The organism is Kitasatospora sp. NEAU-69 (assembly GCF_057158765.1).
On record NZ_JBWXUE010000061.1, the window covers coordinates 1 to 22,185 of the forward strand.

Genomic DNA, 22,185 nt, shown 5'->3' on the forward strand with positions numbered 1-22,185 from the left:
AATAGGCCGAGGGCTTGTCCTCAGTTGCTCGCGTCCACTGTGTTGTTCTGAAACAACGACCCCGTTTTTCCCTGGGCCACAGGGTGGGACGGTGCGGTTGACAGTTTCATAGTGTTTCGGTGGTCATAGCGTGAGGGAAACGCCCGGTTACATTCCGAACCCGGAAGCTAAGCCTTACAGCGCCGATGGTACTGCAGGGGGGACCCTGTGGGAGAGTAGGACGCCGCCGAACAATCATTCAGGGAAAGCCCCTGGCCAGCAATGGCCAGGGGCTTTTTCGCGTTTCCGTTCCGGAACAGCCGGAACAGCAGGTTTGCGGGTTCCCCGTCGAGGAATGAGTCCGAGTACGCGCCAGGAGTACGAGGGACGGGGCCACGGTGTCGTGCACAAGCGAACCCAGCAGGCGGGAGCCGTGAGCGCCCCGAGCGGCAGACGTCTCCTGCTCCAGGCGCTGTGGGATCTGGCGGCGCCGATCGCGGCCTTCTACGGGCTGCGCGCGGCGGGCGCGAGCACGTTCACGGCCCTGCTCGCGGGCACGGCGCTCTCCGCGGTGAGCGTGGCCGTGCAGTGGGCGCGCCAACGTCGCCTGGACGGGTTGGCACTGTTCGTGGCCACCGTGATGGTGCTGGGGATCGCGGCCTCGCTGGTGACCGGGAGCACCCGGTTCATGCTGGCCAAGGACGGCTGGGTCACGGCTGTCGCCGGCCTCTGGTTCCTGGCGTCGATCCGGGCCCGGCGCCCCTTCGTGTTCGTGGCCGGCCGCCCGCTGCTGGAAGGCCGGTTCCGCTCGGACGGCACCTCGTGGGACGTCCTGTGGGAGCGTGAGCCGGCCTTCCGGCGGATCTGGCGCGTCTCCACGGTGATCTGGGGCACCGCCATGCTGCTGGACGCGGCGGCCCGGATCACGATGGCCTACACGCTGCCCGTCGACGCCGTGCCCGGACTCGGTGGCCTGCTCTGGCCCGTCACCCTGGTGCTGCTGCAGATCGTGAACGGCGTTTACTACGAGGTCTCCGGACTGTGGCGCATCACGGCCGGCAGCACCGCGCCCACCGCTCCCATCGCGCCGGCGGACGAGGCCTGACGGGCTCTATCACGCGTGCCACGGGCCGTGTGGCGTCTTGGCGCGGATGCCGCTCGCATGAGGGAACCGAGGGCGGAGGCCGGTACGACAAGTCCGGCGAGGGGCAAGTCTGGTGGCAGTGAGCCCGGCGGGGTGGCTGCGTGGACGGGTCGTCCGGGCGGCTCTGACTGGTGTGCGAAATTCCATGCATGTTCGAAAGGGGGGCATCAAATCACTTTCCCGGAAATACTTCTGATGCTCCGTCAGGGATATTCTGAAATCCGCTAGGCTGCATTCGGCTCAGCGCATCCGGTCCCATCGCGCCAGGTCGCACGGGTCGGTGCGGGTATCCGAGCCGCCTGTCGACCGCCGTCCGAACGTGCCACCGAATACGCCACCCGTCCCGCGTCAATCCGGACTCCGCAGCTACTCCTCCGTCCCTACTCCTGCGATCGTTTGAGGATTCCTGATGCTTCGTACTGGAACGTCACCCGGAGACCGGCGCGCCGCTCCCGTCCTCGTGTGGCTGCTGCCCACGGTCGTGACGGCGGCGGCCGCCGCCGTTGCCGCCTCGGTGGCATCCAGGGATGCTCGCACGGGAGTCGTCTGGAGCGGGGTGGTGTTCGTCGCGGCGGTGGCCGTGGTGGCCATCGAGGCAGCGCGTCGGGGGCGGGCGCTGGTGGCGCTGCACGAGCGGCACGAGCAGCAGGAGAACGAGCTGCGCCGCCGGCTGGCCCGGCAGGAGGCCGAGACGGTGCAGCTGGCGAAGTTCGCGCTCCCCGAGGCGATCGCCCGGCTTCAGCGGGGCGAGTTCACCGAGGACGTGCTGAAGACGTACGAGTCCCATGACGTCGTCCTGGGCGCGGACTTCCGGGCCGCCCGGCAGGCCGTGCTGCGCTCCGTGCTGGAGGCCGTCGAGAACGAGGAGGGGATGCGCGAATCCGCCCAGCGGGCGTTCGTCAACATCGCCCGCCGCGTTCAGGCGATCGTGCACCGCCAGGCGCAGGACCTGCGCGAGATGGAGGACCGGCACGGCAACTACCCGAGCGTCTTCGAGGACCTGCTGCTGCTGGACCACGGCAACGCGCTGGTCGGCCGTCTCGCGGACAGCATCGCCGTCCTCGGCGGTGCCCGCCCCGGGCGCCAGTGGAGCCGGTCGGTGCCGCTGTACAGCGTGCTGCGCGGCGCGATGTCGCGGATCCTCGACTACCAGCGGGTGGACCTGCACCCGGTCTCCGACGTGGCCGTGGTCGGACCGGCCGTCGAGCCGCTGATCCACGCGCTCGCCGAGCTGCTGGACAACGCGACCCGCTACTCCCCGCCGCAGACCAGGGTTCATCTGACCGCTGCCGAGGTGCAGACCGGTATAGCGATCGAGATCGAGGACGGCGGCCTCAGCCTGAGCGAGGAGGGCCGGGCCCGCGCCGAGCGGATGCTGCGGGAGGCGCAGGCCGGCATCGACCTCAACGACCTCGGCGAGACACCCAGGCTGGGCCTGGCGGTGGTCGGCCGGCTCGCGCAGGCGTACGGGTTCCAGGTCTCGCTGCGCCCCTCCGCCTACGGCGGCGTGCGCGCGGTGCTGATCGTGCCGCAGCAGTACATCACCACGGCGCCCGCCACCGGCCGGGCCCACGGGATCGGCATCGGCATCACGGCCGGCGCGCGGTCGACGGGCAGGTCGCGCTCGCGCGGCTGGCCGGCGGCGCCCGCGTTCTCCGGGCGGTCCTCGGCGGGCGCGTCCTCCTCGGGGGTGTCGGCCGTGGGCACCACCTCCTCGGGGGCGTCCTTCGGGTCCGCCCAGGGCGTGCTCGGGGCGTCGATCAGGGAGGACGACATCCCGGTGGTGACCGAGTGGACGCCGAACGGCCTGCCGCAGCGCCGCCGGCATGCGGCGCCGTCCCGGCGGAGCATGTCCGCCGCCCCGAAGGCCCCCGCGCCGCCGGCCGGGCCGGTGCAGCCGCCGATCCAGCGGATGGGCCATGGAACGGCCCAGGGGGCTGCCCGGGGATCGGCACCGGATCAGCCCGGTCCCGGTATGTGGCTGGCCGCGTTCCACGAAGGGGTGAACGGCTCGGCGCCGTCCACCGGTTCGGCCGGGCACATCAGTGACGAGTCGGCAGAAGCAGAAGAGGGCGAGCAGTGATTCAGCAGCGGACCAACATGGACTGGATGCTCAAGGACCTGGCGGACGGGGTCCCGCACACCCGCCACATCGTGGTGCTCTCCGCCGACGGCCTGCGGATGGCCCAGTACGGCACCGACACCGACACCGCCGACCGGCTGGCCGCGGCCTGCGCCGGTCTGCAGAGCCTGGCCGCCGCGGTGGGACACGAGTTCCCGCACGGCGACGGCCGGATGCGGCTGGTCGTGATCGAGGTGAGCGGCGGCTTCTTCTACCTGATGGCGGCCGGTGCGCGGGCGTATCTCGCGGTGCTGGCGGACGAGGGGGTCGACGCCGGGCTGGTCGGCCAGCGGATGCGCGACCTGGTCGCCCGGATCGGCGAACACCTCAGCACGCCGCCGCGCAACGGCGAGCAGGTGGCATGAGCGCAGCCGACCAGGGCTGGGACGAGAGCAACCCCGAACGCCTCTACGTGATCACACGCGGCCGCAGCGGCCTGGCCGGGCAGACCTCGTTCGACCTGGTCACCCTGATCGTCTCCCGGGCCGAGCCGTCGGCGGCGATGCAGCCGGAGCACGCGGCGATCCTGCGCCTGTGCGGCTCGCCGCTCTCGGTGGCCGAGATCTCCGCGTACCTGCGGCTGCCGACGAGCGCGGTCACCGTGCTGCTGGCGGACCTGCTCGACGAGGAGCGGATCGAGGCCCGCTCCTGCGTACCGCAGGCGACCATTCCCGACCGTGCCCTGTTGGAGGCGGTGATCCGTGGACTTCAGCGACTCTGAGACGGTGCCGGGCGGGACACTGACGGGCCAGATGGTGCCGGGCGAGGTGCTGCCCGGCCCGGCGGATGCGGACCTGCTCCCGGCCTCGGCCACCATGGCGGTCAAGGTGGTGATCGTGGGCGGCTTCGGCGTCGGCAAGACGACGCTGGTCGGCTCGGTGAGTGAGATCCGCCCGCTGACCACCGAGGAGACCATGACGCAGGCCGGCGCCGGTGTCGACGACCTCGCCGGGATCGAGCGCAAGACCGCCACGACGGTCGCGATGGACTTCGGCCGGATCAGCATCAACGACGAACTGGTGCTGTACGTGTTCGGCACCCCCGGGCAGGAGCGGTTCTGGTTCCTCTGGAACGGCCTGTTCGAGGGGGCGCTCGGCGCGGTCGTGCTGGTCGACACCCGGCGGCTCGAAGTCAGCTTCGAGGTGATCGGGCGGCTGGAGGACCGCGGCGTGCCGTTCGTCGTCGCGGCCAACACGTTCCCCGAGTCGCCGACGTACCCGGTGGAGGAGCTGCGGGCCGCGCTGGACCTGCCCGCGGAGGTGCCGATCGTCGCGTGCGACGCCCGGACCCGTGAATCCAGCCGGGACGTCCTGATGGCCCTGATGGGCTACCTGTACAACCTCTCGGCCCCGCCCGTGCGGTGACCGCGTGACCGTGCCAACCCAGTCATCTCAGACGCCGACCGGAGATACCGTGACCACCCCGTTTCGTGACGACGCGCCCCTCACCCCGCAGCCCCCCACCCCGCCGCCCCCCGGCTGCCCCGCCCACGGGCTCGGCGCCGAAGGCCTGCGGCGCCTGTACGGGCCGGAGGCCGAGGCCGATCCGGCCGGCCTGTACGAGAAGCTGCGCGCCGAGCACGGCGAGGTGGCGCCGGTCCTGCTGCACGGTGACCTCCCGGCCTGGCTGATCCTGGGCCACGCCGCGAACCTCACCGCGATGCGCACGCCGTCCCGGTTCTCCCGGGACTCCCGCCGCTGGACGGCGTTCCAGGAGGGCAAGGTCGCCGCGGACTCGCCGCTGATGCCGGTGATCGCCTGGCAGCCGCTGTGCGTCTTCGCGGACGGCGAGGAGCACAAGCGCCTGCGCGGAGCGGTCACCGACAGCCTGAACCGCTACGACCGGCGCGGGATCCGCCGCTACGTCACCCGCTTCGCCGACCAGCTGATCGAGGAGTTCGGGCCGACCGGCCAGGCCGAGCTGGTGTCCCAGTTCGCCGAGCACCTGCCGATGCTCGTGATGACCCAGGTGGTCGGGATGCCCGAGGAGTACGGGCCCCGACTCGTCGAAGCCGCCCGGGACTTGATGAAGGGCACCGAGACGGCGATCGCGAGCAACGACTACGTCGTCGCCTCGCTGCGCCGGATGATGGAGCGCAAGCGGGTCGCCCCCGGCGCCGATCTGGTCTCCTGGCTGATGCAGCACGACGCCGGGCTCACCGACGACGAGGTGCTGGAGCACCTGCGGGTGATCCTGCTCGCCGCGAACGAGACGACCGTCAACCTGATCGCGGCGACGCTGAAGCTGGTCCTGACCGACCACCGGTTCCGTGCGCACCTCTCCGGTGGCCAGATGACGCTGCCCGACGCGCTGGACCAGGTGCTCTGGGACGTGCCGCCGATGTCGCTGGTCGCGGGCCGCTGGGCCACCGGCGACACCGAACTCGGCGGCCAGCGGATCACGGCCGGCGACATGCTGCTGCTCGGCCTCGCCGCCGGCAACGTCGACCCGGAGATCCGCCCCGACCTGGCGGCGCCGCTGCACGGCAACCGCTCGCACCTCTCCTTCGGTGGTGGCCCGCACGAGTGCCCAGGGCAGGACATCGGACGGGCCATCGCGGAGACCGGCATCGACATCCTGCTCACCCGGCTGCCCGACCTGCAACTCTCGGTCGATGAGAACGAGTTGACCTGGACCTCGGCGTGGATCTCGCGACACCTGGTCGAGCTCCCGGTGTACTTCGCGCCACGGCTGCCCGAGGAGGAGACGACGGCGGAGGTGGCGGCCGCGGCAGCTCTGCCGCCCGTCTCCCCGGCGCCGCCCATGCCCCTCACGCCGCCGGACGGCCCGCAGGCGACGATCCCGGGGCAGCGGCGCGGCTGGTGGAGCACCCTGGTCGGCATGTTCCGGCGCTAGGGCCCTAGGGCTGGTCGCGTGTCCGGCCCTGGACGGGCGGAAAACGAGCTGACGGGTGCGGACCCGACCGGCGATGATCTTCTGGCATGCGCGCGCAGGACGCACGAAGGAAGAGAGACGCCCATGGATTCGCACCCGGTCGACCACGAGCTCATCGAGGCCGCGGCCGACGTCGCGCGCACGCGGTGCCGCGGCGACAACCACACCATGGCGGCCGCGGGCCGCGCCCGGGACGGCCGGATCATCACCGCGGTGAACGCCTACCACTTCACCGGCGGGCCCTGCGCCGAGCTGGTCCTGATCGGCACGGCGGCCGCCCAGGGGGCCTACGAGCTGGACACGATCGTCGCCGTGGGGGACCGCGAGCGCGGGGTGGTTCCGCCGTGCGGCCGGTGCCGCCAGGCCCTGCTCGACTACTTCCCGGCGCTGAAGGTCATCGTCGGCGCGGGGGAGCGGCTCCGCGCCGTCCCGATCACCGAGCTGCTCCCCGAGAGCTACGTCTGGGCCGATCACCAGCTCGACGCCGAGTAGCCCGCTACGAGGGCAACTGCGTTCCCCGGGCGCGTCCATGGCAGGGATTCGCCCGTATGCCGATACTCTCTGTGTGCGATCGCTAGCACGGTGAAACCGTCGGTGTGGTGGTTTCCGTGTGATTGGCGTGATCTGTGCGGTGAAGCATCCGCACTCTGTCATCACACGGTTGTGTCGTGGTGGTATCGCCCTGTGTCCCGGGTACCGGACGGCGTGCCTGCCTGGTGCGCCGGTTCGGGTGATCCTGCAGTGCCTCCCGCCGTCGCGCACGAGAGGACCTTCGTTCCCCATGGCCGCACCTGCCACTGCCCCCGTTCCCGTCCGTGTCGATGACCTGCTCGCGCGGTTCCCCGCCGTGGGCCAGGACTTCGCCCTGTCCGCAGATCTGTTCGAACTGCCCGAGCTGTACCAGCTGTTCGGGTCCGGCAAGGAGCTGGTGCTCCAGGTCACCGAGGTGATCCGGGAGCAGCTGACCATCGTCGGTGAGGCCGCGCTGGCGGACGGGCATGCGGCGGTGGTCCGGTGTGTGTTCCTCGCGGACGGGGCGCGGGAGTTCGTCACCGGAGTACGCGCCGGGATCGACTCGCTGCTGGGGCTGGTCGAGCTCGCGGCGGCCTGGGCGCTGGACGTCACCGAGGTGCCGCGCGCGTTCCTGGCCGAGGTGCAGGAGCTGACGGCGGAGTACGACCTCACGCTGGGCCGGGTGGCGATCACGGCGCAGACCGAGCGGCTCCGGCTGGTCTTCGCCACGCCGGTGATCGGCGCGGGCCTGGTCGGTCTGGTCGGGGTCAGGGACACCGGTGCCTATCTCGCCGATCTGCCGTACGTCGGTGGTGAGATCCCGGACGGCGACCAAGCGGGCGTAGAGGGCGTCGAGTTGATCGTGGTGGGGCCGGGCGGGGTGACCGCGGCCCAGGGCGCGGCGGTGAACGCGGCGGTTGCCGCCGCGGTGGCGGGCACCGGTTGGTGGCCACTGCTGCCGGAGCAGGACCTCGCGGCCGGCCTCTGGGTCGGTGCCTCTTGGGTGCTGCCCGCCGAGGAGCCGCAGGTCTGGGTGGTGCGGCTGGGCGTGTCGGAGATCGGCTGGCTGCCCGGCTTTCCGGGGCTCTCGCTGGGCGCGTTCGAGCTCTCCGGCCTCGGGCTGCGCTGGCCGCTCTCCGATTCCGGCGGTGGGGGTGGCGGCACCGGTTTGGGGCTGTACTTCGATCTGTCGATCGGGCTGGGCTGGTTGTCGCTGCGCCTGCCGGACATCGGCTTCGACGTCTCGCTGCCGGAGCTCGGCGACTTCTCGACCCTGCCGCGCTTTCCGTCGATCTCCTTCTCGCTGGGTGAAGGGGAGTTGACGTTCAGCATCCCCAGGATCCCGGTGGACCTGCCGGGTTTCCCCGGACTGCCGGGCGCCGGCATCCTGACCGGCTGGTTCGACGACGCCCAAGGGGTGGGCGTGCCGGACCTGTTCGGCCTTTTCGGGCTGAGCCTGCCGGATCTTCCGGACCTGCTGACGCCGGTACTGCCGCGGCTGGGGCTGCGATTCGACCTGAAGCTCGGCGACTTCGCGCTCAGCGGGGCGAGCGACTGGCTGCGACTGGCCCTCGGGGCGCTCCCGAACGCCGCCGACTGGAGCGGGAGCTGGGGCAAGCTCGGCCTGTTCGGCATCGGCGGGCTGGACTTCTCGCTCACCGACCTGCCGTACCTCGGCGGCCTGCTCCCGCCGGACCTGGACTTCGGTCTGGACGGGATCGCGATCCCGGTGATCGGGTCGGGCGGACTCACGCTTCCCCAGATCGGCCGGCTGAACGCCTGGTTGGCCTCGCTGACGGGCACCGCCTGGCCGAGTCTGCCGGAACTGCCCGCCGTGCCGGGGGTGTCGCTGGACTTCGGCCTGCGACTGCCGTCGCTGCCCGCCGTGCGGTGGAGCCTGCCGTGGCCCGCAAGCGGTGGCGGTGGTGGCGGTGGCACCTCGTGGAAGGACGTGCTGCCGCCGTTCAGCCTCGCCGGACTGACGTTCCCGAGGATCGGCCTCGGCTGGCTGCCCGACCCGGGCTGGGTGATCGAGCTGGAGTTCGATGCCGAGTTCGAGCTGGGCGGGATCACCGTCGGCCTGCCCGGCCTCGGTTGCGTCATCGACTTCGGTGCCCGCACCGTCCGGCCCCGGATCCCGGTGATCGAGCTGACGGCGCCGGAGGCCAATCTGCGGATGCGGTTCACCATCCCGGACGGCCCGCCCTGGCCGCCGACGCTGACCGCCGTCTGGGAAGACCCGGAGGGTGTGTCGGCGGGCGACCTCGCCGCGGCGCTCGGCCTGCGGCTGCCCTCGCTGCCCCCGGCCCTGACGCCGGTGCTGCGCCAGGCCGGGCTCTTCTACGACTTCGACAGTGGCCTGCTGGTGGTGACCGCCGTCACCGACCTGACCGGCTGGGTGATCGCCACCGAGCCGGTCGGCAGCGCTCCAGGTGCCGGGCGGCGGCACCTGGTCGCAGTGCGTGGGCGGGTGCTGGCTCGCGCCTCCCAGCTGCCGCTGGTCGGTGAGTCGATCACGCTGGACCGCGACGTCGTGCTGACCGGCGTGCAGTTCGGCTACGTCTCCGCGCAGTGGAGCGCGGCGCAGGTCGGGCGGCTCGACGAGGTGCTCGGCGAGATCGACCCGGCCGACCCGCGCCGCCTGCCGGTGCTGCCGCGCGAGACGCTGACCCCCGGCGCCCTCGCCTGGGCTTCGGTGACGGCGGACGGTGAGGAGTACGCGCTGGTGCTGCGGCTCGACCCGACCACCGGCAGCAACGCGCTGGCAGCCGGTCCGCAGCCGCAGCCGCAGGAGCCAGGGGTGCCGGGCGAGCCTGGCGTGGTGCTCGGACGCGAGCGCAGCGGGCAGGTAGGCGAAGGCCGCGCGGGCGGCGACTCCTCGCAGGCGCTGGACCGGGTCTTCGGCCCGGTGCGGATCCGGCGCGTCGGCCTGGGATATGGCCACGGCGTGCTCTTCCTCGCCTTCGACGCGACGCTCACGCTCGGCCCGGTCGAGCTGGACCTGATCGGCCTGGGCCTGGGCGTCGACGCGGACTTCACCGTCACCCCGGTGCTCCAGGGCGCCGGCCTGCGGCTGTCCAAGCCGCCGTTGCAGGTCACCGGTGTGCTGGAGGTCCGCAACGATTCGGACTACAGCACCTACATCGCCGGCCTGCTCGCGGTGGAGACCGGCTTCTTCGCGATGCAGGCCGCCGGCAGCTATGCGCGCAGCGCCGACGGCTGGTCCTCGGTCTTCATGTTCGGCGAGGTCGCCGCGAAGGACGGCGTCGCGCTGTTCGGCCCGCCGCCGTTCAGCGTGACCGGCGTCTCCGGTGGCTTCGGCGTCAACAGCACGGTACGCGTGCCGCAGATCTCCGAGCTGCACAAGTTCCCGCTGGTCGCCCGGCTCGGCAGCGGCGGGCCCGAGGCCACCCCGCAGCAGATCCTCGCAGCGCTGACCGACTGGGTGCGCCCCGCCGAGGGCTCGTACTGGGGCGCGGTCGGCGTGCAGTTCACCTCGTTCAAGTTCATCGAGACGAAGGCGCTGGCGCTCGCGGAGTTCGGCCGCGAGCTGAACGTGATGCTGCTGGGCCGTACCTCGATCACCTTCCCGCGCAACGTCAGCCCGGGCAAGAAGGTGTACGCCCGCCTCGACCTGGACCTCAAGCTGGCGTACCAGCGCTCGCAGGGCCTGCTCTCGCTGGACGTCGCGGTCGGCCCCGGCTCGTTCGTCTTCGACCCGGCCTGCCGGCTGACCGGCGGCATCGCGGTGTACATCTGGACGGCCGGCGCGCACGCCGGTGACTTCGTGCTGAGCATCGGCGGCTACCACCCCAGGTTCGAGATCAAGAACTACCCGCACTACCCGCGCCCGGCCCGGCTGGGCTTCGTCTGGGCCCCGGACGACAAGATCATGATCAAGGGGGAGGCCTACCAGACCCTCACCCCCAGCGCGTTCATGATGGGTGGCCGACTGGTCGCGACGTACAACAAGGGGCTGCTCTCGGCCTGGTTCACCGCGTACGTGGACGTGCTGATCCAGTGGAAGCCGTTCTACCTGGACATGGAACTCGGCATCAGCATCGGGGTCGCGTTCACGATCAAGGTGTGGTTCGTCAAGATCCGGGTGTCGATCGAGGTCGGCATCAAACTCGCGCTCTGGGCACCGCCGTTCGGCGGCCGGGTCACCGTCAAGGTCTGGTTCATCTCGTTCAGCTTCGACATCGGGTCCAAGCGCGAGAGCGCACCGGCGGTGCCCTGGTCGGAGCTGCGCGCCCAGCTGCCCGCGCCGATCGGCATCACGCCGCTGACCGGACTGCTGGCAGACGTCGACGCCGGTGAACTCGCCGTCCGCAGCGCGATGCAGGCTCCGACGCTGGTCTCGGCGGCCGGCTTCTCGTTCACCACCGAGAGCGCGATCCCGGCCTCGGCGCTCTATCTGAACAACGACCGCTTCGGCGACGCCAAACCGGCCATCACGATCCGGCCGATGAAGAAGACCGGCGTGACGTCCGAGCACCGCGTCGTCCTCTACCGTAACAAGCGCGGTGACGGCGACAAGCCGTTCACGCCGGTGAACTGGACCATCAGCGCGATCGAGCGGGACGTGCCGGTCGCGCTCTGGGGCCAGCCGATCGACAAGCCGGTGCTGAACGAGCCCGCCCTGCTCCCGGACCGGTACACCGGCCTGTTCTTCAGCGTGCCGGCGCCGGAGCTCGACCCGGAGCTGCAGACCGGGCCGATCACCTCCGAGGCGCTCGGCACCGAGCTGGTCAACCCGAACGGGAGGTTCCCGCAACGCCTCGGGCAGCAGGCCGGCCCGACCCCGCGGGTCGGCACGGTCGGCGAGATCCGCGACACCATCGCCACCCCCGGCGTGCAGACCCGGCGGGACGGCGCGTACGCGGCGCTGGCCCGGCTCGGCGTCGCCCCGGGCGCCAACGGCCCGCGCACCGCCTACCGGGACCGGGTGATGGACCTGTTCACCAGCGACCCGCTCACCACCGCCGCCCCGTGAACCGGCCCTGGGGCCCGTCCGGCCCCAGCTCGCACACCCGCCCGCCCGAGTCAGCCCCGAGGTGACGACGTGACCACGCAGCCCGACCTGGACATCACCTTCCGCGACAACTTCCTTCCCGCGATCACGGCCGGCGTCTACCGCGCCGAGGTCTCGCACGTGCTCACCGACGGCGGCGGTCCGATCGACACCGGTGCCGACAAACTGCCCGACACTGTGCAGGAGTTCGAGGTCCGCGCGGTGCAGTTCGTGCTCGACCCCAGCTCGGTGCGGGCGGTCTTCCCGCCGCCCGGCGGCAGCGGCACCTACGCCCTCGTGCTGCCGCACATCACGCTCAACCGCTCGATCCTGCCGTGGGAGCGCGAACCCAAGTGGGCGACCAGGGTCGAGCACCGCCCGCCCTGGCTGGCACTGCTGGTGTTTGCCGAGGGCGAGTTGCCGGAGGACGATCCGGAGGCCGTGGGCACGGTCACCTCGCGCACCGTCGCCGAGCTGCTGCGCACCGGCAGCGCGAAGATCCAGGGCCCCGCGATCAGCAATCTGCCCGCCGAGACCGAGGCGAGCACCGTGCGGACCATCGACGTGCCGGTCACCGTGTTCCGCTCGGTCATCCCGACCGAGCCGGAGCTCTCCTACCTCGCCCACGTCCGCGAAGTGACCAAGCCCGAGCGGCGGTTCGAGGGCGAGGTGCTCGCAGAGGGGGACTACGCGGTGGTCACCGCGAACCGGTTCCCGCGCACGCCCGGCAACTACTGCGTGCACCTGGTGTCGCTGGAGGGCCACGACGGGCCGCTCGGCGGCAGCATCCCCGGCGGCGTGGAGCGGCTGCGCTTCGCGAGCCTGTGGTCCTGGGCGTTCAGCAGCGCGCCGGCCGGCTTCGACGCTGCCGAGCTGCTGAGGAACCTCGTCGCCCCGGGTCTCACCGACCCCGAGAACCTCACGCTGCGACTGCGCCCGCCGCGCATCCCGGACCCCTCGACCGAGGAGAAGTACGCGCAGGACCGGCTCGACCTCGGCTACGTCCCCGTCCCGCACCGGGTGATGTCCGGCGAGCTCGGCTACGCCTGGTACCGCGGGCCGTTCACTCCGGTCACGGCCCCCGAGGCCCCGATCAGGACCGACGGCTACACCACCGCCGACCACGCGCTGATCTACGAGCCCGACCACGGCCTCTTCGACGTCAGCTACGCCGCCGCCTGGACGCTGGGCCGCACGATCGGCCTGGCCGACCCCGACTACGCCGGCGAGCTGACCCGCGCGCGGCGCGAACTCTCCAACGAGGCCGTGCGGATGATGTCGATGGCCGCCAACTCCTCGCGGTTGCTGGCCGATCCGCAGGGCGGGCCCGGCCTGGGCTGGCTGCGGGCGCTGGCCGAGACCGATCTGCGGCGCGCGCTCGCGGCGCCGACCGTTCCCGAGGACGACACCCTGCGCGCCCGCAACGTCCGTACCCGCAACCGCATTTCGCGCGCCGACAGCCGGGCGATGCTCGCCGACACCCGCCGCCAGGCGGTGCTGCGGAGCACCGCCGAGCAGCGCACCGCGGGCATGCCCGACTGGCTGGACCGGCTCGGCCAACTGCGCGGCGTCCCGTTCGGCTATCTGGTGCCCGACGCGCGGATGCTGCCGCCCGAGTCGCTCCGGTTCTTCAGCGTGGACCAGGCGTGGATCACCGCGCTGGTCGACGGCGCCGCCAGCGTCGGCATCCACACCTCGCTCGACCAGCGCCTCGCCGGCACGCTGAAGCAGGCCACCCTGGCCGCCCGGACCGCAGCGGCACCTGTCGCCGGCCTCCTGCTGCGCTCGGACCTGCTCACGGTCTGGCCGGACGTCCAGCTGATCGCCCGGCGCGGCAGCACGGTGCTGACCGAGCTGCGCCGCGACTACCCGGCCCCCGACGTGCTGCTCGCGCTCTTCGACGGCGTGCCGGACCAGCTGGTGATCCGCGAGCCCGGCCAGGGCATCCACTTCGGCATCGACGGCGGCGACCTGCTGGGTCTGCGGCAGCTGGTCCCGAACACCCGGCCGCCGCTGGGTGCCTCCACCGGCGAGGACTGGCCGAGCGAGGGCACGGTGTACAGCCGCTTCGTGAACCCCGCGACGAACGTGCTGAGGCTGCTCGGTCAGGGCGGCCTGGTGCCGGCCCTGAGCGAGCACCTGGGCCGGCCGGCCAACCGGCCGCTGCGGCCGAGCGAGCTGGCCGTGCAGCTGGTCAACGCCCCGATCGAGCAGCGGCTGCTGCCCTGACAGGCCCAGGCCCCCGCACCACCGACCCAGCACTCAGTTCACGCAGGCATGGACGAGGAGTCATCGCGTTGAGCGACACCTTCAGCGACACCGATCTGATCGTTCCGGTCCGGGTACGCACCCTGGTGGTCAACAAGGCAGTGGAGGACAGCGAGGCCTTCAGCTGGTGGTACCCGGACTTCGTCGCGATGATGGACCGCACCGGCGCTGCGGAGCCGCCGCCGGCGCTGGCCAACTCGGCCGTGCGCAAGGGCGTGCAGGTGCAGTGGGAGCTGCCCGAGGCGCTCGCCCGGGGCCATCACGACGCGGTGACCGGGGAGACGAAGTTCCCGCTGGTGCCCAACCGCTGGCTGGTGGTGCGCTACCACCAGTTCGCCGGCAAGGCCCGCAAGGTCACCGGCTGGGTGGTGCACAGCGACTACCTGGAGGAGAGCGACTACCAGTCCTCGCTGGGCTACGGCACCTCGCGGTACCTGACCGACCGGGGCACCGGTGAGCCGCACCCCGACTGGATCGGCCGCCGCGAGGCGCTGACCGGCACGGCCTGGCAGGAGCCCGACCCGGATGGCAGCCGCAAGCTCTTCCTGACCGCGATCGGCCCCGGCCTGCCGGCCTTCGCCGCGTTCGCCCGCTACCACGAGGACGTCTTCTCGATCTACGACAGCCTCGCGGACATCAAGCACGAGGACGACCCCGACGAGCTCAACCTGTGGACGCCCGACACCGACCTGAGTTACCAGGTGATCGGCTGGTACTCGCAGACCGACGAGGACATCCTCGCCCGGGCCGCCGAGATCCCCGGCCTGCTGCCGCCCGAGAAGACCGGCCCGGCGGCCGTACTGGAAGGGCTGGACTGGCGCGGCCCCGCCGACCCGAAGGACCTGCGCCGCACGCTGTACGCCGGGCACTCGCTGGGCGCCCAGTGGCGCTACGAGGGCGGCGCACCGCTCTCCGACCGTCCGCGCCCGCTGGACCCGAACATGAAGGTCGCCGTCGGCCACAGCACCGCCGACGCGGTCGGCCAACTGGCCGCCGGTCAGACCGCGTCGGCGCAGACCGGCGACCTGGTCCGGGCGCTGTACGAGGGCACCATCGACACGTACGGCACCCCCGACGGCGACATCGAGCTCGACGAGGCCACCCGGCGCCCCTGGTTCGCCGGCACCGACGGCGGCTACAGCTGGCAGATCGTCAACCGTCCGCTGCCCGACCCGCAGCCGCTGCCGCCGGCGCCGCCCTGGCTGGACGCCCTCAACGCCGACCAGGCCGCCTACGACGCGATCGCACCGGTCATCGCCGCCGGGCAGTCCCGGCTGTGGACGCTCTGGTGGCTCTCCAACCTGCCGGTCGGCGAGTACGACGCGCCGCACCCGCCCGGCTTCGACGCCGCCTGCGCGGCGCAGCTGGACGACACCGACTCCGGCAGCCTGGCCGGGCAGCTGAAGGCGTTGCTGACGACCGGCGCCGGGCTGCGCAGCCGTCTCCCGTACGGCAGCACACCCGAGGAACTCGACGCCGCGATCGCCAAGTTCGCCGGTGAGCAGACCCCGCCGCTGCCGGACACGCTGGAGCTCAAGCGGGTCGCCCGCGAGCCGTTCTACGCGCCCGCCGACCCGGTGGTGGCGATCGAGGGCGGCGCCGCCGGCCAGCCGCTGGCCCGCGACAACGACGACCCGCTGCCCTGTCGCACGCCGACCGGGCTGCTCACCGCCGTCAAGATCAACGGTCAGCTGGTCGAGGTGCCGGGCACTCCGCTGGCGCCCAACCTGACGAACCTGCCGGCCGCCTGCACCCGGCTGGTCGCCGAGTTCGACCTGCTCGACCGAGCGGTGCGCACGCCCGTCGGTGACTCGAACGCGCTCGCGGCGGCGCTGGCCGACCAGTCCGGCAGCGTACGCGGCATGCTCGCCGAGTACACCGACGTCTGGCGCCAGCCGTGGACACCGATGTACCTCCAGTGGGAGCTGCGCTACTGCCCGACGCCCTACCAGGCGGACGACCGGACGTACTGGACGTTCCGCGACGGCGAGTGGGAGTGGAGCGGCGAGGGCGCGCAGAGCGGCTCCGCGCCCGAGGGCGAGAACAGCGTGCGCTGGCTGCACTTCGCGGCCCGCGCTTACCTCGCGCCGACCACGCCGTACGTGCTGCGCGGCCAGATCGCGCGCTACCTGGACAGCTACCCGGAGGAGGAGCTGACCGGCCTGCGCGAACTGCGCGAGGACTACGAGGACCTCGACATCCTGTCGCAGACGTTGACCGGCTTCAACGAATGGCTGCTCACCCAGGACGGCGCGGCCCAGCTGGTGCCCGAACTGCCCAAGCCCGAGCGGTTCGGCGACCCCGCCTCGGTGCCCGACCCCGGGCCCGCCGACAGCGAGGAGGACCGGTTCCAGCCCGTCCGGGCCGGCCAGTTCTACTTCCGCGACCTGCGGATCATCGACCGCTTCGGCCGGGCTTGCGACATCACCAACCCCGGCGACGACTACCAGACGCCGTACCTGAACTTCATCCCCAAGCGCGCCGACAGCGTGCTGCCCACGCCCGGCACCGAGCTCTACCCCGACGCCGTCGCGCCGCAGCGCTTCATCCAGCTCCCGCCACGGCTGATGCAGCCCACCCGGATGCACTTCGCGCCGGTCCGGTCCCACAACGACACGCGCTACGCGGCCGTGCCCGACCCGGCCACGGCCGCCGAGACCCCGGTGGTGGGCTGGCTGCTGCTCAACCACCTGGACGAGAACCTGCTGGTCTACGCGCCCGACGGCGCACCGCTCGGCGAACTGCGCGTGGTGGCGAACGGGACGCGCATCGCGTGGAACCCACTGCCGCACGCGCCGTACGCCCAGCCCGAGGACTTCGCGGGCGCGTACCCGCAGCTGTCCCGGATGCTGGTCGCGCTGCGCTCCCGGAGCGACGCACCCGCCGCCTTCAACCGGCTGCGGGCCACCATCGACGAGACGCTCGACTCCGTCCTCGACCCCGCCGCGCAGGAGGACCGGACACCGGCCCGGCTGCTCGGCCGCCCGGTGGCGCTGATCCGGGCCTCGCTCGGCATCGAGCTCCAGGGCCCGCCGCTGACGAACCCGCACTGGAGCGAGGTGCTGCGGGAGCAGGACCCCGACTACCCGTCGTACGAGTGGCCGATCCGCCTGGGCCAGGCCGAGCGCCTCACCGACGGCCTGATCGGCTACTACGCCAGCCCCGCCGGGCCGGGCGGCGAGACCGACTACCGGACGCTGCACGCCGTCGCACCCGCCTCCGCTCCGGGCAACAGCGACTACGTCGAGCAGATCGAGGACGGCTACGATCTCGCGCTGCCGGCCCGCCCCGGCACCGACCCGGTCACGCACGAGGTCACGCTGCTCGCCGACCCGCACACCGCCGTCCACGCGGTGACCGGCATCCTCCCGGTCGCCGACCTCAGGCTGGACGCCGACCTCGTCCACCAGGCGCTGGCCCGGATCCGCGCCTCGTTCCGCCTCGACCCGCTGCTCGCCCCGACCCGCGCGGGCGCCCAGACCGCACTGACCTCGCTCGACGAGGCCGAGGGCCACCCGCTCGCGAACCTGCTCGACGGCGAGCTGGGCAGCTGGTGGCTCAGCGGCTCGCCCGCGCGGGTGGACGGCTCGGTGACGGTCGACCTGGGCCGGCGCTGCGAGGTGAGTGGCGTCGACCTGTACCTGGGCGACGTGACCGGCGGGTCCGCGCTGCCGGCCGCCGTGCTGGAGGCGAGCGTTGACGGGGACGCCTGGACCCCGGTGGGGGAGGTGTCAGCGGGTGCCACGGAGGTGCACGTCGGCGCGTCCGTCACCGCGCGCCTGCTGCGGCTGCGGCTGACCGCCGGTGGCACGCAGCCGATCGCGATCCGCTCGTTCCAGGTCACCACGGACGCCGGCGACGGCGGCCTGGTGATGCCGCGCCCGGCTGCGTGGCACGGGACCTGGAGCTGGGCCGAACCGTTCGCCACCGGCGGCGCGGTCCCGGGCTGGGGCGAACTGCCGCTGCTGCCCGCCGACACCCTCGCCCACCTGGACGACGCCGTCCCCACCGCCCGGGCCGGCTACCTGCAGCTGGACCCGAGCCCGGACGCCTGAACCGGCCCACTGGAAAGGCAACGCCATGTCCGTTCGCCCGCGCGCCGCTGCTGACGCGCTGCTCAGGTACGCACCGGTCAAGCCGACTCCGGATCCGCTGACGGTCAGTACCGACAAGGATCCGTCCAGCGGCCGGCTGGACATCACCATCGGTCGGGGCATGACCACGAGTGCCTACTGCCAGAAGCTCACGGTCAGGATTCCCAACGGCTCCGGCAAGGCGGATCTCATCGACGTCACGTCGGCGGGCGGCATCCGGGCCGGTGTGGAGGGTGGTGAGGAGCCGGGGCAGGGCGGTGGTTGGAGCAAGAGCGAGCCGGCGCTGACGCCCGACCGGAAGTTCTGCGTCATCACGTTCACCCCGGCTCCCAACCGCCCGGCGAAGTTCGACGGCACCTGGGCACTGACGCTGACGATCTCGCAGCTGCCGATCAACCTGGTGCCGGGTGGGGTGGACATCGAGGTCGTCGAGGAGACCTCGGCCACCGCGAGTGGCTACACGCCGAAAAGCGTGACCCTGCCGGTCACCAAGTTCCCGGCCGGGTTCGTGTTCCGGAACCTGCGGCCCAACAAGATCATGGTCGAGAACGGCGAGAGCGTCGTCCTCAGCTGGGACGTGCAGGGCGCGACCTGCGAGGTCTTCTGGGACAACGACTCCGAGCCGAACGCGACCAGCCCGTGGACCTCGGATCCGCTGCACAACGTCACCGGTTTCATGGTCCAGGCCACGGCCGCCCAGGACAACACGCTGGTGCACACCCTCACCACCGCCGTCATGGTCGAGCTGCCCGACCTGGCGACCGGAGATCTCGACGTGTACGGGAGCGCTACCGCTCACGGCGGTCTCAAGGTCGTTCAGGACCTGGCGGTCGCGGGATCCGTGCTCCGCAGGCAGAGCTTGACGCTCCCGGTGGACCTCTGGCTCACTACGGGTGCCCGCACCGACGGAATTCTCTGCGTCGATGTCAGCACAGGGACTCTCAGCGTCGACCTCGGGCGGAAGCTCCACTTCCTCAAGCCGCTTGACGTGGCACACACTGCCTATTTGTCCATCCCGGTTCTGAAAGGAGAGACCATCAAGTTCCGCCGCAGCTCCGATGCGGTGTATCGGATCGAATGGCATGCCTTCGGTGAGGAACTGCTGAATCAGCCCTATCCCTAAGGGAGCCTTTCACGCCATGTCCGTTCGCCCGCGCGTCGCTGCTGACGCGCTTCTCAAGTACGCGCCGGTCAAGCCGACTCCGGATCCGTTGACCGTCAGTACCGACAAGGATCCGGCCGTCGGTCGGTTGGACATCACCGTCGGTCGCAACATGACGACGAGTGCCTACTGCCAGAAGCTCACGGTGAGGATTCCGAACGGCTCCGGCAAGGCGGATCTCATCGACGTCACCTCTGCGGGCGGTGTCCGGGCCGGTGTGGAGGGCGGTGACGAGCCGGGGCAGGGTGGTGGTTGGAGCAAGAGCGAGCCGGCGCTGACGCCGGACCGGAAGTTCTGCGTCGTCACGTTCACCCCTGGCCGTGCGGCCAGGTTCGACGGCAGCTGGGCGCTGACGCTGACAATTTCGCAGTTGCCGATCAACCTGGTGCCGGGCGGCGTGGACATCGAGGTCGTCGAGGAGACCTCGGCCACCACGAGTGGTTACACGCCGAAGACCGTTGCCCTGCCGGTCACCAAGTTCCCGGCGGGGTTCGTGTTCCGGAACCTGCGGCCCAACAAGATGATGGTGAAGAACGGCGAGAGCGTCATCCTCAGTTGGGACGTGCAGGGCGCGGTCTGTGAGGTCTTCTGGGACAACGACTCCGAGCCGAACGCGACCAGCCCGTGGACCTCGGAGCCGCTGCACAACGTCACCGGCTTCATGGTCCAGGCCACGGCCGCCCAGGACAACACCCTCGTGCACACCCTCACCACTGCCGTGATGGTCGAGCTGCCCGACCTGAAGGCCGGCGAGCTCGACGTGTACGGCCAGACAACCCTGTACGACGGACTGACCGTCAGCGGACCGGTGAGTGCCATGAAGTGGCAGCGGATTCAACTTGGCGATCTGGACAGGGGAGTGAGGACGACCGCACCCACGGACGGCTTCCTGGTCGTCCGGCTCAATCCGCAAGGCGCGCTGAGGATCCGGGCCGACTGGAACGGGTACACGACCTACGAATCAACTTATGACAGCGTCAACAACAAGTGGCAGGAAGCGCATATCACCATCCCGGTCGCCGAGCGGCATGAGATCGAGATCGAACGAACGAAAGCGGGGAGCGGCTCCCCGCACGTGTTGTGGTGCTCCTTCGGTGGTATCGACCTCAATCTCCAACCGTAACGAGGTGGTCATGTCCGTTCGTCCCCGCGTCGCCGATGACGCGCTGCTCAAGTACGCGCCGGTCAAGCCGACTCCGGATCCGCTGACGGTCAGTACCGACAAGGATCCGTCCAGTGGCCGGCTGGATATCACCATCGGTCGCAATATGACGACGAGTGCTTATTGCCAGAAGCTCACGGTCAGGATTCCCAATGGCTCCGGCAAGGCGGATCTGATCGACGTCACGTCGGCGGCGGGCATCCGGTACTACAGCCTCAGATCATGTGACCGCTGATCGTTCCTGTCGTTGGAGTAGTCATGCTGGCTGATGTGACGCAGGAACAGGTCGAGGGGTGGGCTGAGGAGCTCGCGGTACTGACGGGAGAGCTCGGGCATCTGTTCGCCCGGCCGGAGCCGCGCGAGGTCTTCGCGGACCTGATCGAGGGCCTACTGTCCGGCCTGGGGCGCAAAAACGGCTGGACGATCTCGGAACGCGCAGGTCATGCCACCCCGCACCGAATCCAGAAGTTCCTGGGTGAGGCGTCATGGGACGCCGAGGCCCTGCTGGCCGAGCTACGAGTCTATGTAGCTGGGCAGTTGGGTGACCCGCGCTCCACGCTGGTCCTGGATGACACCCAAGCCCAGAAGAAGGGGAGCAAGTCGGTGGGCGTGGCCCACCAGCACTGCGGCGTGACGGGGGACGTACGCAACTGCCAAGTGATGGTGATGCTCACCTACGCTTCCCCGCTGGGGCACACCTTCATCGACCGGCGCCTGTACCTGCCCGAGTCCTGGACCGGGGATCGGGAGCGGTGCCGCGAGGCCGGCGTCCCCGACGAGGTCGCCTTCGCCACCAAGCCCCAGCTGGCGACCGCGATGCTGGAACGCGCCCTGGCGGACGGGGTGTTGTTCTCCTGGGTCGTGGCCGACTCCGGCTACGGCCGCGACCCGCACCTGCGCGCGTATCTCCACCAGACACGGCTGCCCTACGTGCTGGCGGTCGCGGTGGACCTGCCCCTGGACGGGCCGCCGGGCAAGCCGCGCCAGCCGGCGGTGAAGCGCGCAGACCATCTCCTGCACTACGCCAAGTCCCGCGACCAGTGGGAACGCCGCTCCTGCGGGGAAGGCTCGAAGGGACAGCGGTACTACGACTGGACCGCGTTCCAGGTGGCGGTCACCGGTCAGGACCCGGCCGAGGGCTTCAAACACTGGCTGCTGATCCGCCGCACCACAGCGAAGAAGAAACTGGGTGGCGGCCGGTTCGACTACGAGTACGCCTACTTCCTGGCCCATGCCCCCGTGGGCACCCCGACCGCCGAGATGATCCTCCAGGCCGGCGTGCGCTGGCAGATCGAGGAGGACAACGAGCAGGGCAAACAGCTCACCGGACTGGACCAGTACCAGGTCCGCAAGTGGACGTCCTGGCACCGCCACGTCACCTGCTCGATGCTCGCCCTGGCCTTCCTGACCGTCCAGCGTGCCCACCACCGCGCCCCGACGACGGAGCCGGATCCCGTCGGACCAGAACCGGCCCGGGACACCGGAGCCCCGATCCCCAGCCAGCGGGAAACGACGGGAAAAGCCCAGGTCACCAGGGACAGGAGTACACCCGCCTGACCCCACCCGCGCCAGCCGCCGACACTCCCGACGCGAACCTGCCGCTGATCCGCCTCACCGTCGCCGCCTTGGCCGCACTGCTCGCGGTCACCGTCCTGACGACCCACCACGCAGATGCCTACCACCTCCAGCAGCACCAGTGGCGTGCCGAACACCAGACCAGAGCCACTGTCAGCCACTACGACCGACGCGACGACCCACTCCCCGCAAGACTCCGCGCCTGGCGACGAAACGAACCGACTCGATCACAACTTCAAGATCTGAGGCTGTAGTAC

Annotated in this window: 14 protein-coding genes and 1 rRNA gene; all 15 read left to right on the forward strand. The window is 71.1% G+C overall.

What is annotated here, in order from left to right:
* The first annotated feature begins 115 nt into the window (after window positions 1–115).
* The 15 genes from rrf (at window position 116) to AC060L_RS36385 (ending at window position 21,910) form a co-directional block, all read left to right on the forward strand.
* Window positions 116–232: ribosomal RNA gene (rrf, locus tag AC060L_RS36315) — 5S ribosomal RNA — on the forward strand.
* A gap of 180 nt (window positions 233–412) precedes the next feature.
* Window positions 413–1,084, forward strand: a complete 672-nt coding sequence (locus tag AC060L_RS36320) for a VC0807 family protein (RefSeq protein ID WP_483803267.1) — start codon at window positions 413–415, stop codon at window positions 1,082–1,084.
* A gap of 448 nt (window positions 1,085–1,532) precedes the next feature.
* Window positions 1,533–3,206: a sensor histidine kinase gene (locus AC060L_RS36325; protein ID WP_483803268.1), complete on the forward strand. Its 1,674-nt coding sequence runs from the start codon at window positions 1,533–1,535 to the stop codon at window positions 3,204–3,206.
* Window positions 3,203–3,610, forward strand: coding sequence for a roadblock/LC7 domain-containing protein (locus AC060L_RS36330; RefSeq protein ID WP_483803269.1), 408 nt, complete (start codon window positions 3,203–3,205; stop codon window positions 3,608–3,610). The genes AC060L_RS36325 and AC060L_RS36330 overlap by 4 nt, the downstream gene beginning before the upstream one ends.
* A complete protein-coding gene (locus AC060L_RS36335; RefSeq protein WP_483803270.1) occupies window positions 3,607–3,966 on the forward strand; it encodes a DUF742 domain-containing protein in 360 nt (119 codons plus the stop codon). Before AC060L_RS36330 ends, AC060L_RS36335 begins: the two co-directional genes overlap by 4 nt.
* Window positions 3,967–3,997: 31 nt before the next feature.
* Window positions 3,998–4,609 (forward strand): GTP-binding protein, encoded by a 612-nt coding sequence (locus tag AC060L_RS36340; RefSeq protein ID WP_483803279.1) that lies wholly within the window; start codon window positions 3,998–4,000, stop codon window positions 4,607–4,609.
* A gap of 49 nt (window positions 4,610–4,658) precedes the next feature.
* A complete protein-coding gene (locus AC060L_RS36345; RefSeq protein WP_483803271.1) occupies window positions 4,659–6,101 on the forward strand; it encodes a cytochrome P450 in 1,443 nt (480 codons plus the stop codon).
* A 123-nt stretch (window positions 6,102–6,224) separates the two neighbouring features.
* On the forward strand, window positions 6,225–6,632 hold the full coding sequence (locus AC060L_RS36350) for a cytidine/deoxycytidylate deaminase family protein (RefSeq protein ID WP_483803272.1): 408 nt from the start codon (window positions 6,225–6,227) through the stop codon (window positions 6,630–6,632).
* A gap of 289 nt (window positions 6,633–6,921) precedes the next feature.
* Window positions 6,922–11,649: a DUF6603 domain-containing protein gene (locus AC060L_RS36355; protein ID WP_483803273.1), complete on the forward strand. Its 4,728-nt coding sequence runs from the start codon at window positions 6,922–6,924 to the stop codon at window positions 11,647–11,649.
* Between the two features lie 69 nt (window positions 11,650–11,718).
* Window positions 11,719–13,896: a hypothetical protein gene (locus tag AC060L_RS36360; RefSeq protein ID WP_483803274.1), complete on the forward strand. Its 2,178-nt coding sequence runs from the start codon at window positions 11,719–11,721 to the stop codon at window positions 13,894–13,896.
* A 68-nt stretch (window positions 13,897–13,964) separates the two neighbouring features.
* Entirely contained in the window at window positions 13,965–17,990 is a 4,026-nt protein-coding gene (locus tag AC060L_RS36365) for a discoidin domain-containing protein (protein WP_483803275.1), read from the forward strand.
* Between the two features lie 25 nt (window positions 17,991–18,015).
* Complete coding sequence (locus AC060L_RS36370; protein ID WP_483803276.1) at window positions 18,016–19,152, forward strand: hypothetical protein; 1,137 nt, start codon at window positions 18,016–18,018, stop codon at window positions 19,150–19,152.
* A 16-nt stretch (window positions 19,153–19,168) separates the two neighbouring features.
* On the forward strand, window positions 19,169–20,314 hold the full coding sequence (locus AC060L_RS36375) for a hypothetical protein (protein WP_483803277.1): 1,146 nt from the start codon (window positions 19,169–19,171) through the stop codon (window positions 20,312–20,314).
* 10 nt (window positions 20,315–20,324) lie between these two features.
* Window positions 20,325–20,588, forward strand: coding sequence for a hypothetical protein (locus tag AC060L_RS36380; RefSeq protein WP_483803278.1), 264 nt, complete (start codon window positions 20,325–20,327; stop codon window positions 20,586–20,588).
* A gap of 23 nt (window positions 20,589–20,611) precedes the next feature.
* The gene (locus AC060L_RS36385; RefSeq protein WP_483802471.1) at window positions 20,612–21,910 is read left to right on the forward strand and encodes an IS701 family transposase; all 1,299 of its coding nucleotides are present in this window, start codon (window positions 20,612–20,614) and stop codon (window positions 21,908–21,910) included.
* Window positions 21,911–22,185 lie beyond the last annotated feature (275 nt).

Bases quoted from the DNA above. Each gene is read 5' to 3' on its own strand.
- AC060L_RS36325 (WP_483803268.1), top strand. From the start codon at position 1,533: ATGCTTCGTACTGGAACGTCACCCGGAGACCGGCGCGCCGCTCCCGTC.
- AC060L_RS36335 (WP_483803270.1), top strand. From the start codon at position 3,607: ATGAGCGCAGCCGACCAGGGCTGGGACGAGAGCAACCCCGAACGCCTC.
- AC060L_RS36340 (WP_483803279.1), top strand. From the start codon at position 3,998: ATGGTGCCGGGCGAGGTGCTGCCCGGCCCGGCGGATGCGGACCTGCTC.
- AC060L_RS36350 (WP_483803272.1), top strand. From the start codon at position 6,225: ATGGATTCGCACCCGGTCGACCACGAGCTCATCGAGGCCGCGGCCGAC.
- AC060L_RS36355 (WP_483803273.1), top strand. From the start codon at position 6,922: ATGGCCGCACCTGCCACTGCCCCCGTTCCCGTCCGTGTCGATGACCTG.
- AC060L_RS36370 (WP_483803276.1), top strand. From the start codon at position 18,016: ATGTCCGTTCGCCCGCGCGCCGCTGCTGACGCGCTGCTCAGGTACGCA.
- AC060L_RS36375 (WP_483803277.1), top strand. From the start codon at position 19,169: ATGTCCGTTCGCCCGCGCGTCGCTGCTGACGCGCTTCTCAAGTACGCG.
- AC060L_RS36380 (WP_483803278.1), top strand. From the start codon at position 20,325: ATGTCCGTTCGTCCCCGCGTCGCCGATGACGCGCTGCTCAAGTACGCG.
- AC060L_RS36385 (WP_483802471.1), top strand. From the start codon at position 20,612: ATGCTGGCTGATGTGACGCAGGAACAGGTCGAGGGGTGGGCTGAGGAG.